Origin of the sequence: Pseudomonas aestiva (assembly GCF_039908605.1) — a bacterium.
Lineage (GTDB): Bacteria > Pseudomonadota > Gammaproteobacteria > Pseudomonadales > Pseudomonadaceae > Chryseomonas > Chryseomonas aestiva.
The window spans coordinates 4,330,160-4,345,441 of the sequence record NZ_CP150916.1 but is presented as its reverse complement, the minus strand read 5'-3'; the positions used below and the strand labels follow the sequence as shown (position 1 = coordinate 4,345,441).

Here is a 15,282-nt window from a genome sequence, read left to right as displayed (position 1 = left end):
CCATGGCCACCGTCGGCGCCCTGTTGCGCGAAAGCCAGCTGCCGGATTCACCCAGCGCCCGGCTCGACGTGGAATTGCTGCTGGCCGCTGCCCTGGACAAGCCGCGCAGCTACCTGCGCACCTGGCCGGAAAAGCTGGTGCCGCGCGAGGCCCTGGCGCGTTTTCGGGCCGATCTCGAACGGCGCCGGCAGGGTGAGCCGGTGGCCTATATCCTTGGCCAGCAAGGCTTCTGGTCGCTCGATCTGGAAGTGAGTCCCGACACCCTGATCCCCCGCCCCGATACCGAGGTGCTGGTGGAAACCGCCCTGGCATTGCCCCTGGCCGACGAGGCGCGGGTACTGGACCTGGGCACCGGCACCGGTGCCATCGCCCTGGCCCTGGCCCATGAGCGACCGCGCTGGCAGGTCAGCGGCGTGGATCGCATCGCGGCGGCGGTGGAACTGGCGCGACGCAATGCCCAGCGCCTGCGCCTGGGCAATGCGGTCTTTCAGCAGAGTCACTGGTTCGGCGCCCTCGCCGGACAGCGGTTCGACCTTATCGTCAGCAATCCCCCCTATATCGCCGGCAGCGATCGCCATCTGGATGAGGGCGACGTGCGTTTCGAGCCGCGCAGCGCCCTGGTGGCCGGCGTCGATGGCCTGGACGATATCCGCGAACTGGTCGCGGCGGCGCCCGCGCACCTGCAGCCGGATGGCTGGCTGTGGCTGGAGCACGGCTTCGACCAGGCCGCCGCGGTGCGCGATCTGCTGGTTCGCCAGGGCTTCGTCGAGGTCGAGAGTCGCCAGGACCTGGGTGGTCACGAACGCATCAGCGGAGGGCGTCGGCCATGCTGAGCGACGGCGAACTGCTGCGCTACAGCCGGCAGATCCTGCTGGCCCAGGTGGATATCGCCGGACAATTGCGGCTGAAAGACGCCAGGGTGCTCATCGTCGGCCTTGGCGGTCTGGGTTCGCCGGTGGCGCTCTATCTGGCCGCCGCCGGCGTCGGCGAATTGCACCTGGCCGACTTCGACCAGGTCGATCTGAGCAATCTGCAGCGCCAGGTGCTGCACGATGAAAGCCGTATCGGCCAGGGCAAGGTGGATTCCGCCCTGCAGCGGCTGGCGGCGCTCAATCCCGAAGTGCGCCTGGTGCCGCTGCGCGAAGCGCTGGACGCCGACAGTCTGGCGGCGCGCATCGCCCTGGTGGATCTGGTGCTGGACTGCTCGGACAACTTCACCACCCGGGCGGCGGTGAATGCCGCCTGCGTGGCTCAGGGACGCCCGCTGGTGAGCGGCGCCGCCATTCGCCTGGAAGGCCAGCTCAGCGTCTTCGATCCGCGTCGCGCCGACAGCCCCTGCTATCACTGTCTCTATGGCGAGGGCAGCGAAGCCGAGCTCAGTTGCAGCGAAGCCGGGGTGCTGGGTCCGGTGGTGGGGCTGGTGGGCAGTCTGCAGGCGCTGGAAGCGCTCAAGCTCCTGGCCGGCTTCGGCGAGCCCCTGGTGGGGCGGCTGCTGCTGGTGGATGCGGCGGGCAGTCGCTTCCGCGAATTGCGGGTCAAGCGCGATCCGGGTTGCCCGGTGTGCGGCGCCCGCCATGGCTGACGAGGCGCCGGTCGGGGTCTTCGACTCGGGCGTCGGCGGCCTGTCGGTGCTGGCGGAGATCCGTCAGCTGCTACCGGCGGAAACCCTGCATTACGTCGCCGATTGCGGCCATATTCCCTATGGCGAAAAGACCCCTGCCTTCATCCGCGAGCGCTGCCAGCTGATCGCGGCGCGGCTGCACGCGCAGGGCGCCAAGGCCCTGGTGGTGGCCTGCAACACCGCCACCGTGGCGGCCGTGGCCGATCTGCGCGAACGCTATCCACGCTGGTCCATCGTCGGCATGGAACCCGCGGTCAAGCCCGCCGCGGCGGCGACCCGCAATGGCCGGGTCGGGGTGCTGGCGACCACCGGTACCCTGCAGAGCGCCAAGTTCGCCGCCTTGCTGGACCGCTTCGCCCTGGGCGTCCAGGTGTTGACCCAGCCCTGTCCGGGACTGGTGGAACAGGTCGAGCGCGGCGATCTGCACGGCCCCGAGACCCGGCGCCTGCTGGAGGGCTTTCTCGCCCCCTTGCTGGCGGCGCAGTGCGACACCCTGATCCTGGGCTGCACCCACTATCCCTTCCTGCGTCCCTTGCTGGCCGAACTGGTGCCACCGCAGGTCATCCTGGTGGACACCGGCGCCGCCGTGGCGCGGCGCCTGCACAGTCTGCTGGCGCGGGACGGACGCCTGGCGGAAGGGCCGGCCGGCCCTACGCGATTCTGGACCTCGGGCGACCCCGCCGAGCTTCGCGCCGTGTTGCCGCAGCTCTGGCCGGCAGGGGCCGAGGTAAAGGCGTTCGTCTGACTTTTCCCTCCGGGTTTCACTCGCCAAATGCCGGGCCAGCGACTAGCATCCGACCTTGTAGGTAAAGATATCCAGGGCTGTGAACACCTTCACGTCTTGATGGTCAATGCTCCCAGTTCGTAAAAACTAGAAACATCCATAAGGGCACTCTCATGAACAAATTGCTTTCCCTCGCAGTAGCCGCCGCGCTTTCTCTGGGTGGCATCGCATCGGCACAGGCTGTGGAAATCACCGGGGCAGTCGGTGCCACCAGCCAGAGCGGCATGACCTACCGTATCGGTGCCGGCTGGAATTGGGACAGGAGCTGGTGGCAGAGCTCCACCGGTCGCCTGACCGGCTACTGGGATGCGGGCTACACCTACTGGGAAGGTGACAACGGCCGGTCTTCCGACCAGCATTCGCTGTCCTTCGCCCCGGTGTTCGTCTACGAATTCGGCCAGGGCCAGGTGAAGCCCTTCGTCGAAGCCGGTATCGGCGTCGCCGTCTTCTCCAGCACCAAGGTTGGCGAGCAGGACCTGGGTTCTGCCTTCAACTTCGAAGACCGTATCGGCCTGGGCCTGAAGATCGGCGACACCCAGCGCGTCGGCATCCGTGCGACTCACTACTCCAACGCCGGCATCAAACAGCCCAACGATGGCATCGAGTCCTATGCGCTTTTCTACAGCCATACTCTCTGATCCAGGGCTGATATGAAAAAAGCCGGACCTAGTCCGGCTTTTTCGTGTCCTTCTTCCGCGCCATGCCGCGGTAGGCGGCCAGCGCGCGCTGACGACTCTCGCCCAGGTCCACCAGGGGCGTCAGGTAGCGGCCCCCCGGGGTATGCACGGCCTTGCCCTTGAGGTCAGCCAATTCCGGTATCCAGGTCCGCACATAGTCGCCCCGGGCATCGATCTTCAACGCCTGGGTGTGCGGGTTGAATACCCGGAAATAGGGCACCGAATCGGTACCGGTGGAGGCGCTCCACTGCCAGCCGCCGTTGTTGGAGGCCAGGTCGCCATCGATGAGCTGCCGCATGAACCAGCGCTCACCCTGGCGCCAGTCGATCAGCAGGTTCTTGCACAGGAACATGGCCGTCAGCATGCGCATGCGATTGTGCATCCAGCCGGTCTGCAAGAGCTGGCGCATGGCGGCATCGATGATGGGAATCCCGGTGCGCCCCTGTTGCCAGGCTGCGAGGCCTTCGGGGTCGTCACGCCAGGGCAGGGCGGTCAGATCCCGGTTGAATGGCTGGTGCCGGGAAACCCAGGGGTAACCCACCAGCACGTGACGATAGAATTCGCGCCAGAGCAACTCGGTGATCCAGGTGGCCGCTCCCTGCTTGCCGCCGCTGAGCAGGCCATCGTTGGCGCGGACCGCCGCCTGCAGGCACTGGCGAGGCGTCAGCACCCCGGCATTGAGATAGGCCGACAACTGGCTGGTACCGGGTTCGGAGGGAATGTCCCGCGCCCGCTGATAGTCTTCCAGATCATCCCGGATGAAGGCTTCCAGACGCTGCAGTGCTTCCTCTTCCCCTGCGGGCCATAGCCCTTGCAGGTCGGCGGCGGTGGCTGCGAAACCCTCGACCGCGGTGGGCAGCTTGTCCGAAGGGACCGGGCTCTTGCGCTGCTTGCCCGGGGCTGGCAGGGGCGTCGGCAGACCGGTCTCCAGGCGGGCCAGGCAGGTCTTCCTGAACTGGCCGAAAACCTTGAAGTAGCCACCGCTCTTGGTCAGCACCGTCCCCGGCGCGAACAGCGTCTGGTCCAGATAGCGATGGGTCGCCAGGCCAGCGTCTTCGAAGGCCTTGACCACGGCGTCGTCACGGGCGGCTTCGTTGATCCCGTATTCGTCATTGAAATGCAGGTGTTCGGCGCCCAGCTCCCGGGCCAGGTCGAGCAGCACCTGGGGGGCCTGCGCCCAGTGCTCGGCACTGCGGATCAGCAAGGGGATACCGAGGGACTTGAGCGTCTTGCTCAGTTCGGCAAGGTTGCGCAGCCAGAAGTCGACCTTGACCGCCGCCTCGTCATGCTCCTGCCATTGGGCAGGACTCAGCAGAAAGACGGCGACCACCGGGCCCTGTTCGGTGGCGGCATGGAGAGCGGGATGATCGAGGGTGCGCAGGTCAGTTCGAAACCAGACGAGCTGATTCATGCATGGCGTTCCTGATGCAGCAGCCCGGCACTCTGCAGGCGATCGAAGGCTTCGCCGGGGCTGCGCGCCGGCGCGGCATCGGCAGTAAGGGATTCACCCAGCGCACCAAGCGTCAGGCAGGGGCGCGCATGGCGATTGGCGAAGGTCTGCAGCTGGCGCCGCAGCTCGCTGTCGGGACGGCTGTCACGACAGAGGATCAGTGCCCGGGGTTCGAGTTGTTCGACCAGGCGATCCAGATTGCCCGCGGGAACCGACCACTCCACCAGTTCTACCGGGCATTCCGCGGCGCTGATCAGCCAGGCGCAGAGCCACAACGAGGTGCTCATCGGGGTCTCGTCGAGATTCAGCAGCACCAGGGGCGCGCCTCTGAGACTGTGCTGGCTGTGGTAGATCCGCGCACCCAGCTTGCTGCGCAGCCAGGACTGGAAGAACACCTGTTGCAGGCGACCATCGTCGGTCGCCTGGCTCAGGCGCTCCAGCTCCCGCAGCAGCGGCCAGAGCAACTGGTCCAGCAGCACCCGCGGTGGATAGAGCGAGGCGGCGCGGTTGTAGGCTTCGTCCAGCGCACGCGAGGCCAGTCGGCCGATGGCGTCAATCATCTCCTGGTGAATGGCCTGCCAGGGCGTATCGCTGGGGATCACCGCGGGCCGTTGTTCGTCGAGCAGCCCCTTGACCTGGCTGACCGCCACACCGCGGGCGATCCAGGCGAGGACCTGCTGCACGCGGACCACATGGGCCTCGCTGTACAGGCGATGGCCCTTGGGCGTGCGCTTGGGGACCAGCAAGCCATAGCGCCGCTCCCAGGCCCTCAGCGTCACGGCATTCACACCGGTGCGCCGGGCGATTTCCCGGATGGGCAGCCAGCCCTCGTGGAGAGCGGACTGGTAGTCCTGATCTTCGCCGTTCGACGACGAAGGCAAGGGAGTGGCGCTAGATGGCATTTCGCAGACTCAGACGTTCGGGGTGCGGTTGGAGATAGGCCTGCTCGTTCACATAACGATCCGGATGCTGGCGGAAGTGGTGCTTGAGCAGCGTCAGGGGCACGACCAGGGGCACGATGCCCTCGTGGTACTGCTCGATCAGTTGCTGCATTTCCTGCTTCTCGCTGTCGCTCAGGACCCGACGCAGATAACCGAATAGATGATAGAGCACATTGCAATGGGTACCACGGGTGGCGCACTTCTTCAGGGCAGCCATCAGGCCGCTGAAATACTCCTTCCCCAGCTCGTCCAGGTTGCGCTGGCCGATGCTGCCGACCAGCTGACCGAGGGCCCGCGCACGATGGGCGTCGTGGGCCATGAGCTGGTACTTGTAACGCGAATGATAGGACAGCAGCGCCCGCGCCGTCAGACCCTGTTGCAGCAGTTGCTGCCAGTGGGCATGGGCGAAGACGCGGGTGACGAAGTTTTCCCGCAGCACCGCATCGTTCAGCCGGCCGGCTTCTTCCACTGGCAGGTCCGGTTGTAGACGCATGATGGCGGCGGCGAACAGACCGCGGCCATCGGTTTCGCTGCCCTGGCCGTTGGCGTGGTAGACCTTGACGCGCTCCATGCCGCAGGAGGGCGATTTCTGCATGAAGATGAAGCCGGACAGGTCGGTCAGCTCGCCCGCCATCTTTTCCCCGTAGCCGGTCAGGGCGGCGGTCACGTCCAGGCTGGGGTCGACGGTACCCACGGCGCGCGGCGCCTGGGAGTCGCCCACCAGACGGATGGGTTCGCGAGGCGTGCCCAGGCCGATGGCCATTTCCGGGCAGACCCGGACGAAATCGAAGTGCTCGGCGAAGGTCTGGCTGCAGAGCCGGGATTCCTTGTGTCCACCGTTGTAGCGGACTTCGTCACCCAGCAGGCAGGCACTGATACCCAGGCGCGGGCGGGGCAGGCTGGAGGAGGCGTTGGCAACCATGGAGATCCCCTGTCGTGTATTTTCTTGTACAAGGTTTTCCTATTTGTACAAGTTTGGTGCAACTTTCGACAGGGGGCTGCGGTAAAAGATTCGCTGCAGGTTACAGACGGCGTACGCTTCGTCGATTAATCCAGACTGCCCAGGAGCTGCTGCGCGGCCTCATGACCACTCAACCAGGCACCTTCCACCCGACCGCTGGAGCACCAGTCGCCACAGACGAAGACGCCCATGTCGGGATCGCCCAGGGCGCCCCACTGGTGGGGTTGCGCGGGGCGGGCATAGAGCCAGCGATGGGCCAGGCTGAAGGTCGGCGCCGGCAACGGGCAGCCGATCAGTTCGGCGAAGGCGCCATGCAGGCGTTCGATCACCTCGTCCTTCGAGGCGTCGAGGTGCGCCTTGCTCCAGGCGCTGGTGGCATGCAGGACCCAGGTGTCCAGGGTGGTGTCGCGCTCGGGCTTGCAGCGATTGCGCGCCAGCCAGTCCAGTTCGCTGTCCTGCACGAAACAGCCTTCCACCGGGGTCTGCAGGGGCGTGGGAAAGGCCAGGGCCACCGACCAGGTCGGTTCCATGCTGACACCGGCCACGGTGGCCGCCAGCTTGGGCACGCTGGACAGCAGCGCCGTGGCCTGGGGCGCCGGCATGGCGACGATGACCTGGGCGAAGGGCCCGTGGGTCTCGCCGCCGGCATCCAGCAGGTGCCAGTGCTGGGCCCCGCGAAAGACCTCGGTGATGCGGCAGTCGAAGGTGACCGGCAGATCGGCCAGCAGGTGGCGGGTGATGGCGCTCATGCGCGGCACCCCGACCCAGCGCGGCTGCTCGTCCTGGGACGGACTCAGGCGACCGTCGCGATACTGGTAGAGCGCCGGGTTCCATTCGGCCGCGCAACCGGCTCGACGCCACTCGTTGAGGGCGTCGATGAAGCGCCGGTCGCGGGCGGTGAAATACTGGGCGCCCAGGTCGAGGGCGCCGGCTTCGCTGCGCTTGCTGGCCATGCGGCCGCCGCTGCCGCGACTCTTGTCGAAGATCTGGACCTGCTGCCCGGCGCGAATCAGCGTCTGGGCCGCGGCAAGTCCGGCTATTCCTGCGCCAACGATGGCGATGGGGGCAGTCATGATGGACCTCGCTTGTCTGACGATTCGCCCTTGTCGAACGTTTGCGCGCGCAAGGGCTCTACGGCTACGACTGGCAACCGTTCTGGATCTTTCGACCCACGACCATACCAAACAATCCTCTTCCCTTCGTTCAGATGCATACGGGCGGCAGGGCAATACGAGAAGGAAGTGACGACATGCATATCCTGCTGACCGGTGGCACCGGATTGATCGGCCGTGCGCTGTGCCGCCAATGGGCGGCCGCCGGGCACCAACTCACCGTGCTCAGTCGCGACCCGGGGCGGGTGGCGCGCGAATGCGGACCCGGGGTGCGCGGCATTGACCAACTGGAGGCGCTGGGCGACGAACACCTGGATGCGGTGGTCAACCTGGCCGGCGCCCCCATCGCCGACAAGCCCTGGACCCAAGGTCGCAAGGCCGAACTCTGGCAGAGCCGCATCGGTACCACCGAGCACCTGATCGAGTGGCTGCGTGGCCGTCCGCAGAAACCCGCGGTCCTGCTGTCCGGCTCGGCCACCGGCTTCTATGGCGACAGCGGCGAGAAGCCGGTGAGCGAGGCGGACAGCCTGGCCGGTCCCGACTTCGCCGGCGAGTTGTGCCTGGCCTGGGAGCAGGTCGCCAACGAAGCCGAGAAGCTGGGCATCCGCGCGGTCAACCTGCGCACCGGCCTGGTGCTGGCCGCCGACGACGGCTTCCTGCTGCGCCTGCTGCCGCCCTTCCGTTTCGGGCTGGGCGCGCGCCTGGGCAATGGACGCCAGTGGATGCCCTGGATTCATTTGCAGGATCAAATCTGGGCCATCGATTTTCTTCTCAACCGAAGCGATGCCCAGGGTCCCTATAATCTCTGTGCCCCCCAGCCGGTCCGCAACCGGGAATTCACCGAAGCGCTGGGACGGGCCTTGCGGCGCCCGGCGCGATTGCTGATTCCCGCCTTCGCCCTGCGCCTGATGGGAGAGCTGTCCATCCTCCTGCTGGGTGGTCAGCGCGCCCGCCCCGAGCGCCTGCTCGCGGCCGGGTATGTCTTTCGCTATCCCGAGCTGGATGCGGCCCTGGCCGACCTGCTCGCTGCCAAGGATTCACGATGACTACCAACGCTCTGCTGCTCGCCAACCTGGGTTCGCCCGATTCGCCCCACGTCCCCGACGTGAAGCGCTATCTGAACCAGTTCCTGATGGACCCCTATGTGGTCGATCTGCCCTGGCCGCTGCGCCGGCTGCTGGTATCCCTGGTGCTGATCAAGCGACCCGCCGCCTCGGCCGAGGCCTATGAGTCGATCTGGTGGGACGATGGCTCGCCGCTGATCGTGCTCAGCCGCCGGTTGCAGGAGGCGGTACGGCCACTCTGGCGGCACGGTCCGGTGGAGTTGTGCATGAGATACGGCGAACCCTCGGTGGAAACGGTGCTCAAGCGCCTGGCCAGCCAGGGCATCCGCGAGGTGACCTATGCGCCGCTCTATCCGCAATTCGCCGACAGCACCACCACCACCGCCATCGTCGAGGCGCGGCGGGTGATCCAGGCCCACCAGCTGCCGCTGACGCTGAAGATCCTGCCGCCGTTCTACGACCGTCCGGAATACCAGGCGGCGCTGGCGGCCAGCGTCGAGCCCTATCTGCAGGAGCCCTACGACCACCTGCTGCTGTCCTTCCACGGCCTGCCCGAGCGGCACATCCGCAAGCTGGTCAAGGATCGCAAGCACGACCTGCGCGCCCCCGACAGCAGCAAGGTCACCGCCAAGGCCCTGGCCGTCTGCTATCGCAGCCAGTGCCAGCGCACCGCCGAACTGGTGGCCCGGCGCCTGGGCATTCCCGATGGCAAGTGGTCGGTGTCCTTCCAGTCGCGGCTGGGCAAGGACAAGTGGATCGAACCCTACACCGAGGCGCGGCTGGACGCGCTGGCCAAGGCCGGCGTGAAGCGTCTGCTGGTGATGTGCCCGGCGTTCGTCGCCGACTGCATCGAGACGCTGGAAGAGATCGGCGATCGCGGGCGCGGGCAGTTCATCGAAGCCGGTGGCCGGGAGCTGGTGCTGATTCCCTGCGTCAACGACGACCCGACCTGGGCCCGGGCGCTGGTGGAGTTGTGCGAAGAGGTGGCGGAACTGCCGCCGCAGCCGATCGAACAACCCAGGATGCCGGCGTAACGGCATCCTGGGCTGACCGTCAGAGCAGCGGACGCTCTGGCGGTTCGGCGTCCTTCTTCCAGGCGTTGTGCCCGGGCAGGACCAGGTTGAGGCCGATGGCGATCAGGCCGCAGAGCGAGATGCCCTTGAGGCCGATCTCGCCGTTGCCGAAGACGATGCCACCGATGCCGAACACCAGGGTCACCGAGACGATCACCAGGTTGCGTGCCTCGGACAGATCCACCTGGTGGCGGATCAGGATGTTCAGCCCCACCACCGCGATGGAGCCGAACAGCAGGCAGAGAATGCCGCCCATGACCGGCACCGGGATGGTCTGCAGCGCCGCGCCGAACTTGCCGACGAAGGCCAGCACCATGGCGAAGCCGGCGGCCCACAGCATGACTCGCGGATTGTGGTTCTTGGTCAGCATCACCGCGCCGGTCACCTCGGCATAGGTGGTGTTCGGCGGCCCGCCGAACAGCCCGGCGGAGGAGGTGGCCAGGCCGTCACCCAGCAGGGTGCGGTGCAGCCCGGGCTGCTTGAGGTAGTTCTGGCCGGTCACGCCGCCCACCGCGATCACCCCGCCGACGTGCTCGATGGCCGGCGCCAGGGCCACCGGCACCATGAACAGGATGGCGCCCCAGTGGAATTCCGGCGCGACGAAGGCCGGGATCGCCAGCCAGGGGGCGGCGGCCATGCCCTCGGTATGGACGATGCCGAAGACGAAGGCCAGCGCGTAGCCGACGAAGACCCCGGCGAGGATGGGCACCAGGCGGAACATGCCCTTGCCGTAGATGGCCACCAGCAGGGTGGTGACCAGTGCCGGCATGGAGATCATCATCGCCGTGGCATAGGGCACCAGCTGGGCGCTGCCGTCCCCGGCCTTGCCCATGGCCATGTTGGCCGCCACCGGCGACAGCCCCAGGCCGATGGAGATGATCACCGGGGCGATCACCACCGGCGGCAGCAGGCGGTCGATGAAGCCCACGCCGCGCACCTTCACCGCCAGCCCCAGGAAGGTGTAGACGAAGCCGGCCGCCACCACCCCGCCCAGTACCGCCGGCAGACCGAATTCAGCCTTGGCGGCGATGATCGGGGCGATGAAGGCGAAGCTCGACGCCAGGAACACCGGCACCTGGCGGCCGGTGACGAGATGGAACAGCAGGGTGCCGAAGCCTGCGGTGAAGAGGGCCACATTGGGGTCCATGCCGGTGATCAGCGGCATCAGCACCAGGGCGCCAAAGGCCACGAAGAGCATCTGGGCGCCGACCAGGATCTCCCGCCAGAGCGGTTCCCGCGCGGTCACGCTCAGGCGTCCTTCTGCTTGGTGCCGAAGATCTTGTCACCGGCATCGCCCAGCCCCGGCAGGATGTAGCCGTGCTCGTTGAGCCGTTCGTCGATGGAGGCGGTGTAGAGGCGCACGTCCGGATGGGCTTCCTCGACCGCGGCGATGCCCTCGGGCGCCGCCACCAGCACCAGGGCACGGATTTCCTTGGCCCCGGCCTTCTTCAGCAGGTCGATGGTGGCGATCATGGAGCCGCCGGTGGCCAGCATGGGGTCGATGATCATGGCCATCCGCTGGTCCAGTTCACCCACCAGCTTTTCCAGGTAGGTGTGGGCCTGCAGGGTGGATTCGTTGCGGGCGAGGCCCACCACGCTGACCCGGGCGCTGGGGATCAGGCTGAGCACGCCGTCGAGCATGCCGATGCCGGCGCGCAGGATGGGCACCACGGTGACCTTCTTGCCGGAAATCTTTTCCACCTTGACGGTGCCGCACCAGCCTTCGATGTCCACCTCTTCCACCGGCAGGTCCTTGGTCGCCTCGTAGGTCAGCAGGGCGCCGACTTCCTGGGCCAGTTCGCGAAAGTTCTTGGTGCTGATGTCGGCGCGCCGCATCAGGCCGAGCTTGTGACGGATGAGCGGGTGGCGGATTTCGTGGACGGGCATGGGATTCTCCAGAGACGGTAGGGCAGCGGATCGAGGACGTTTTCGGTACGACCGGCGGCCCGAAGGCCTGCCGCAGGAAGGGCAGGCGCACAAAAAAACCGCGGTACATTAAAGCATCCGACCCGAGGTGGGCAGTACCCTGCGACAATAGTAGCCGCCTGGCGGCGCTTGAGATCGGTTCGCGGTGTCTGTACCTTTGCCGCCTTTTATCCGCGCCAACCATCAGGCAGGCGCCCCGTCCCCCGGAGAAGCCCCATGTCCGCCGATCTCGCCCACATCCGCCAGATCATGCAGGAAGCCGATTGCCTGTATGACGAAGCCCAGGTCGAAGCGGCCATCGACCGGATCGCCGCGTCTATCACCGCCGATCTCGCCGAGCGCAATCCTGTGGTCTTCTGCGTGATGAACGGCGGCCTGATCCTGACCGGCAAGCTGGCCACCCGGCTGCATTTCCCGCTGGAAATGTCCTACCTGCACGCCACCCGCTATCGTAACGAGACCACCGGCGGCGAGCTGTTCTGGAAAGCCAAGCCCGAGGTGTCCTTTATCGATCGCGATGTGCTGATCGTCGACGACATCTTCGACGAGGGCCATACCCTCAAGGCCATCATCGACTTCTGCCGCCATGCCGGCGCCCGCGAAGTCCACACCGCGGTGCTGATCGACAAGACCCACGACCGCAAGGTCAAGGGCCTGGAAGCCACCTACGTCGGCCTGCCCTGCATCGATCGCTACATCTTCGGCTACGGCATGGACTATAAGGGCTACTGGCGCAACGCGCCCGGCATCTATGCCGTGAAGGGGCTGTGACCACGCGGCTGTTCGATCAGGCGCTGTTCGCCGACCTGCTCCGGCAGGCGGCGGCCAGCCCGCGACGGCGCGCCCATCACAACCTGCATCTCATGGACGAGCCCTGCCATCGCCTGGTGGTGGGGATGTGCGAGGACAGCTACATACCGCCCCATCGCCACCTGGATCCGCACAAGGCCGAGAGCCTGCTGGTGCTGCAGGGCCGGCTCGGGTTGCTGACCTTCGGCGAAGACGGACAGGTGCTGCTGCGCCGCGAGCTGTCCCAGCGCGCCGGTTGCCCGGGCGTCGATCTCGCCCCCGGGCACTACCATGCGCTGGTTGCCCTGGAGGGCGACTGCCTGTTCTTCGAATGCAAGGCCGGGCCCTTCGTGCCGCTGGGCGAGGGTGAACGACCGGCCTGGGCCCCGCTGGAGGGCGCGCCCGACGCCGAGCGCTATCGCAGCTGGATGCGCGCTCAATTCGATTGAACTTTCGACCAGGGTCGCGGTATCACCACGGTTTGTCACTGGCGGGCAGGCGAGGGGCGGGGTTAGAATCGGTCCTCCTTTTCTCCAAAGAATCCCCCAGCACAGGTAGCCAAAGGATGCGCAAGGATAAAAAGCAGGTCATCGGTGAAGAGATCAGCGACGAGCAGATCAAGCTGTTTCTCGCGGTCGAGCCGGCGGACGATACCCCCGCGTCTCTGCACAAGCTGGTCAAGGCTTATCGCGGCCTGCGCCCGGATGACTTCGAGCGCTTCGTCGGCTTCTTCGTCGAGGCCGGCTACGACCTGGATGCCCGTAACGACCAGGGTGAAGACTTCATCGAGTTGATCCGTAGTCATCGCCAGGCCGAGCCCTACATCGACGCCCTGCGCGCCGCCCACGCCTAAATGGCCGCATAAAAAAGAAACCCCGCCATGGCGGGGTTTCTTTTTGCCTGGTGAACGGGCCGCCTGAGCGGCCCGTCGGCCATCAGGCGTCGCGGTTGCGGGTCAGCAGCGCGGGCTTCTCGCTGCGCGGCCGGCTTGGCATCTCTTCCAGCTGCTCCAGGGTCGGCAGGCGATCGGCACGCGACGGCTTGTGCACGATCTTCGGCTGCGGCTTGTTCGACGCCCGCTCTTCCGTGGCATAGGCGCGCGGCTCGCTGGGCGCGGCTTCATAGGGCCGGGCGGCACGGGGCTGACCGTTCTGACCACGCCGCTTGCCGGGCTGCTGCTGTTGCTGGCTGCGCGGACCGCGGGCAGCGCCCTGGCCCTGGCCTTGACCCTGACGGGGCTGGCCCTGGCCGCCGGTCGTGGCGGCGCGCGGCGCGCTGCCGCCGTTGCCACTGCGCGGACCCTTGCGGCCCTTGCCCTGGTAGGGACTCACGTAGTCGACGCTGTTGCCGAAGTTGTCGTAGGCGTCATCCAGAAATTCTTCCGGATCACGATTGCGCGGCTGCTGGGCAACGGCCTGGCCGGGTTGCACGGCGGCCTTGTCCTGGCCGGCGTCATCGCGATCGCGGCGGTCGCGACGATTGCGGGAACGCCCCTTGCGCTCGCCCTGGGGCTGAGCGCCGGACTGCTCGCCACCGGCGGCTTTGCCCGGGTTCTGGGCTTGACCCTGACCCTGGCCTCTGCCTTCGCTGCGCGCCGGCTTGTCGGCCTTCTTCTGGCGATTCTGCTGCGGCTTGCCACGCGGTTCGCGGGGTGCCCGGACTTCCGGCTGCTCGGGCGGCACGGACTGCGGGTCGAAGCCCTGCATGTCGCCGTCCTGGATGCTCTGCTTGGTCAGGCGCTCGATGGCCTTGAGCAGCTTCTCTTCGTCCGGGGAGACCAGCGAAATGGCTTCGCCGCTGCGACCGGCCCGACCGGTGCGGCCGATACGGTGGACATAGTCTTCCTCGACATTGGGCAGCTCGAAGTTGACCACGTGGGGCAACTGATCGATGTCCAGGCCGCGAGCGGCGATGTCGGTGGCGACGAGGACACGAACCTCGTTGCTCTTGAAGTCGGCCAGGGCCTTGGTGCGGGCGTTCTGGCTCTTGTTGCCATGGATCGGCGCCGACGGCAGGCCGTGCTTGTTCAGGTACTCGGCCAGGCGGTTGGCGCCGTGCTTGGTCCGGGTGAACACCAGCACCTGTTCCCAGGCACCCAGGGTGATCAGGTGGGCGAGCAGGGCGCGCTTCTGGTTGGCGGGGATGCGGAACAGCCGCTGCTCGATGCGCTCGACGGTGGTGTTCGGCGGGGTGACCTCGATCCGCTCGGGATCCTGCAGCAGCTTGCCGGCGAGGTCGGTGATGTCCTTGGAGAAGGTGGCCGAGAACAGCAGGTTCTGGCGGCGGGCCGGCAGACGGGCCAGGACCTTCTTCACATCGTGGATGAAGCCCATGTCCAGCATGCGGTCGGCTTCGTCCAGCACCAGGACCTCGATGGCGGACAGATCGACGCTCTGCTGACCGGCGAGGTCCAGCAGGCGACCCGGGCAGGCGACGAGCACGTCGACACCCTTGGCCAGGGCGGTGACCTGCGGCTTGAGGCCGACGCCACCGAAGACGCAGGCGCTGCGCATGGGCAGGTCGCGGGCGTACACCTTGAAGCTGTCGTGGACCTGGGCCGCCAGTTCACGGGTCGGCGTCAGCACCAGCACGCGGGGCTGCTTGGCCACATAGTGGTGACCATCGGGATGACCGTTGGGAAACAGGCGCTCGAGTACCGGCAGCGCGAAGCCACCGGTCTTGCCGGTGCCGGTCTGGGCAGCCACCATCAGATCGCGACCCTGCAGGACGGCCGGAATGGCGCGTTGCTGAACAGGCGTGGGATTCGTGTAGCCAGCGTCTTCCACAGCGCGGGCAAGGGCCTCGGAGAGACCGAGGGAAATGAAGGACATGCGGGGTTCCTGTCTCTGTCGGCGTCCCGCCGACGTGGGGGCGCGGTTGCGCT

General features: G+C 66.8%; 16 protein-coding genes. 9 read left to right on the top strand and 7 right to left on the bottom strand.

All coding sequences use genetic code 11. The annotated features are described in order from the left end of the window. Positions 1-2: 2 nt before the first annotated feature. The 4 genes from prmC to AABM56_RS20120 all read left to right on the top strand — a co-directional run bounded on the left by prmC (position 3) and on the right by AABM56_RS20120 (position 3,043). Complete coding sequence (gene prmC, locus AABM56_RS20135) at positions 3-833, top strand: peptide chain release factor N(5)-glutamine methyltransferase (RefSeq protein WP_133861548.1); 831 nt, start codon at positions 3-5, stop codon at positions 831-833. Beyond that, positions 827-1,582 carry a molybdopterin-synthase adenylyltransferase MoeB gene (locus AABM56_RS20130; protein WP_133861547.1) on the top strand — a complete coding sequence of 252 codons (756 nt, stop codon included), beginning with the start codon at positions 827-829 and terminating at the stop codon, positions 1,580-1,582. The genes prmC and AABM56_RS20130 overlap by 7 nt, the downstream gene beginning before the upstream one ends. Then, complete coding sequence (gene murI / locus AABM56_RS20125) at positions 1,575-2,366, top strand: glutamate racemase (RefSeq protein ID WP_133861546.1); 792 nt, start codon at positions 1,575-1,577, stop codon at positions 2,364-2,366. The genes AABM56_RS20130 and murI overlap by 8 nt, the downstream gene beginning before the upstream one ends. Positions 2,367-2,518: 152 nt before the next feature. After that, positions 2,519-3,043: an acyloxyacyl hydrolase gene (locus AABM56_RS20120; RefSeq protein ID WP_133861545.1), complete on the top strand. Its 525-nt coding sequence runs from the start codon at positions 2,519-2,521 to the stop codon at positions 3,041-3,043. 28 nt (positions 3,044-3,071) lie between these two features. On the opposite strand, the gene AABM56_RS20115 is transcribed toward AABM56_RS20120, so the two are convergent. The 4 genes from AABM56_RS20115 to AABM56_RS20100 form a co-directional block, all read right to left on the bottom strand. Then, positions 3,072-4,493 (bottom strand): deoxyribodipyrimidine photo-lyase, encoded by a 1,422-nt coding sequence (locus AABM56_RS20115; RefSeq protein ID WP_133861544.1) that lies wholly within the window; start codon positions 4,491-4,493, stop codon positions 3,072-3,074. After that, the gene (locus tag AABM56_RS20110) at positions 4,490-5,413 is read right to left on the bottom strand and encodes a MerR family transcriptional regulator (protein ID WP_133861543.1); all 924 of its coding nucleotides are present in this window, start codon (positions 5,411-5,413) and stop codon (positions 4,490-4,492) included. Before AABM56_RS20110 ends, AABM56_RS20115 begins: the two co-directional genes overlap by 4 nt. 10 nt (positions 5,414-5,423) lie before the next feature. Next, positions 5,424-6,395, bottom strand: coding sequence for a DUF523 and DUF1722 domain-containing protein (locus AABM56_RS20105; protein WP_133861542.1), 972 nt, complete (start codon positions 6,393-6,395; stop codon positions 5,424-5,426). A 125-nt stretch (positions 6,396-6,520) separates the two neighbouring features. After that, positions 6,521-7,618 carry an NAD(P)/FAD-dependent oxidoreductase gene (locus AABM56_RS20100; RefSeq protein WP_133861541.1) on the bottom strand — a complete coding sequence of 366 codons (1,098 nt, stop codon included), beginning with the start codon at positions 7,616-7,618 and terminating at the stop codon, positions 6,521-6,523. Between the two features lie 65 nt (positions 7,619-7,683). On the opposite strand from AABM56_RS20100, the gene AABM56_RS20095 reads away from it, so the two are divergent. Together AABM56_RS20095 and AABM56_RS20090 are read left to right on the top strand one after the other, a co-directional pair. Beyond that, the gene (locus AABM56_RS20095) at positions 7,684-8,592 is read left to right on the top strand and encodes a TIGR01777 family oxidoreductase (protein WP_347883661.1); all 909 of its coding nucleotides are present in this window, start codon (positions 7,684-7,686) and stop codon (positions 8,590-8,592) included. Beyond that, complete coding sequence (locus tag AABM56_RS20090) at positions 8,589-9,644, top strand: ferrochelatase (RefSeq protein WP_347883660.1); 1,056 nt, start codon at positions 8,589-8,591, stop codon at positions 9,642-9,644. The genes AABM56_RS20095 and AABM56_RS20090 overlap by 4 nt, the downstream gene beginning before the upstream one ends. A gap of 19 nt (positions 9,645-9,663) precedes the next feature. On the opposite strand, the gene AABM56_RS20085 is transcribed toward AABM56_RS20090, so the two are convergent. Continuing rightward, positions 9,664-10,935 (bottom strand): uracil-xanthine permease family protein, encoded by a 1,272-nt coding sequence (locus AABM56_RS20085; protein WP_166655918.1) that lies wholly within the window; start codon positions 10,933-10,935, stop codon positions 9,664-9,666. Then, positions 10,932-11,570 carry a uracil phosphoribosyltransferase gene (gene upp, locus AABM56_RS20080; RefSeq protein WP_017641072.1) on the bottom strand — a complete coding sequence of 213 codons (639 nt, stop codon included), beginning with the start codon at positions 11,568-11,570 and terminating at the stop codon, positions 10,932-10,934. The genes AABM56_RS20085 and upp overlap by 4 nt, the downstream gene beginning before the upstream one ends. A 255-nt stretch (positions 11,571-11,825) precedes the next feature. On the opposite strand from upp, the gene AABM56_RS20075 reads away from it, so the two are divergent. The 3 genes from AABM56_RS20075 to AABM56_RS20065 all read left to right on the top strand — a co-directional run bounded on the left by AABM56_RS20075 (position 11,826) and on the right by AABM56_RS20065 (position 13,251). After that, entirely contained in the window at positions 11,826-12,380 is a 555-nt protein-coding gene (locus AABM56_RS20075; protein ID WP_133861537.1) for a hypoxanthine-guanine phosphoribosyltransferase, read from the top strand. Next, a complete protein-coding gene (locus AABM56_RS20070; protein WP_133861536.1) occupies positions 12,377-12,847 on the top strand; it encodes a WbuC family cupin fold metalloprotein in 471 nt (156 codons plus the stop codon). Before AABM56_RS20075 ends, AABM56_RS20070 begins: the two co-directional genes overlap by 4 nt. A gap of 116 nt (positions 12,848-12,963) precedes the next feature. Further along, positions 12,964-13,251 carry a PA4642 family protein gene (locus tag AABM56_RS20065; protein ID WP_007161573.1) on the top strand — a complete coding sequence of 96 codons (288 nt, stop codon included), beginning with the start codon at positions 12,964-12,966 and terminating at the stop codon, positions 13,249-13,251. An 82-nt stretch (positions 13,252-13,333) separates the two neighbouring features. Here AABM56_RS20065 and AABM56_RS20060 read toward each other — a convergent pair whose 3' ends face one another. Beyond that, a complete protein-coding gene (locus AABM56_RS20060; RefSeq protein ID WP_133861535.1) occupies positions 13,334-15,229 on the bottom strand; it encodes a DEAD/DEAH box helicase in 1,896 nt (631 codons plus the stop codon). Positions 15,230-15,282 lie beyond the last annotated feature (53 nt).

What these genes read in the sequence shown, in the direction of transcription:
- prmC (WP_133861548.1), top strand. Translation starts at nt 3, where the DNA reads ATGGCCACCGTCGGCGCCCTGTTGCGCGAAAGCCAGCTGCCGGATTCA.
- AABM56_RS20130 (WP_133861547.1), top strand. Translation starts at nt 827, where the DNA reads ATGCTGAGCGACGGCGAACTGCTGCGCTACAGCCGGCAGATCCTGCTG.
- murI (WP_133861546.1), top strand. Translation starts at nt 1,575, where the DNA reads ATGGCTGACGAGGCGCCGGTCGGGGTCTTCGACTCGGGCGTCGGCGGC.
- AABM56_RS20120 (WP_133861545.1), top strand. Translation starts at nt 2,519, where the DNA reads ATGAACAAATTGCTTTCCCTCGCAGTAGCCGCCGCGCTTTCTCTGGGT.
- AABM56_RS20115 (WP_133861544.1), bottom strand. Translation starts at nt 4,493, where the DNA reads ATGAATCAGCTCGTCTGGTTTCGAACTGACCTGCGCACCCTCGATCAT.
- AABM56_RS20105 (WP_133861542.1), bottom strand. Translation starts at nt 6,395, where the DNA reads ATGGTTGCCAACGCCTCCTCCAGCCTGCCCCGCCCGCGCCTGGGTATC.
- AABM56_RS20095 (WP_347883661.1), top strand. Translation starts at nt 7,684, where the DNA reads ATGCATATCCTGCTGACCGGTGGCACCGGATTGATCGGCCGTGCGCTG.
- AABM56_RS20090 (WP_347883660.1), top strand. Translation starts at nt 8,589, where the DNA reads ATGACTACCAACGCTCTGCTGCTCGCCAACCTGGGTTCGCCCGATTCG.
- upp (WP_017641072.1), bottom strand. Translation starts at nt 11,570, where the DNA reads ATGCCCGTCCACGAAATCCGCCACCCGCTCATCCGTCACAAGCTCGGC.
- AABM56_RS20075 (WP_133861537.1), top strand. Translation starts at nt 11,826, where the DNA reads ATGTCCGCCGATCTCGCCCACATCCGCCAGATCATGCAGGAAGCCGAT.
- AABM56_RS20065 (WP_007161573.1), top strand. Translation starts at nt 12,964, where the DNA reads ATGCGCAAGGATAAAAAGCAGGTCATCGGTGAAGAGATCAGCGACGAG.
- AABM56_RS20060 (WP_133861535.1), bottom strand. Translation starts at nt 15,229, where the DNA reads ATGTCCTTCATTTCCCTCGGTCTCTCCGAGGCCCTTGCCCGCGCTGTG.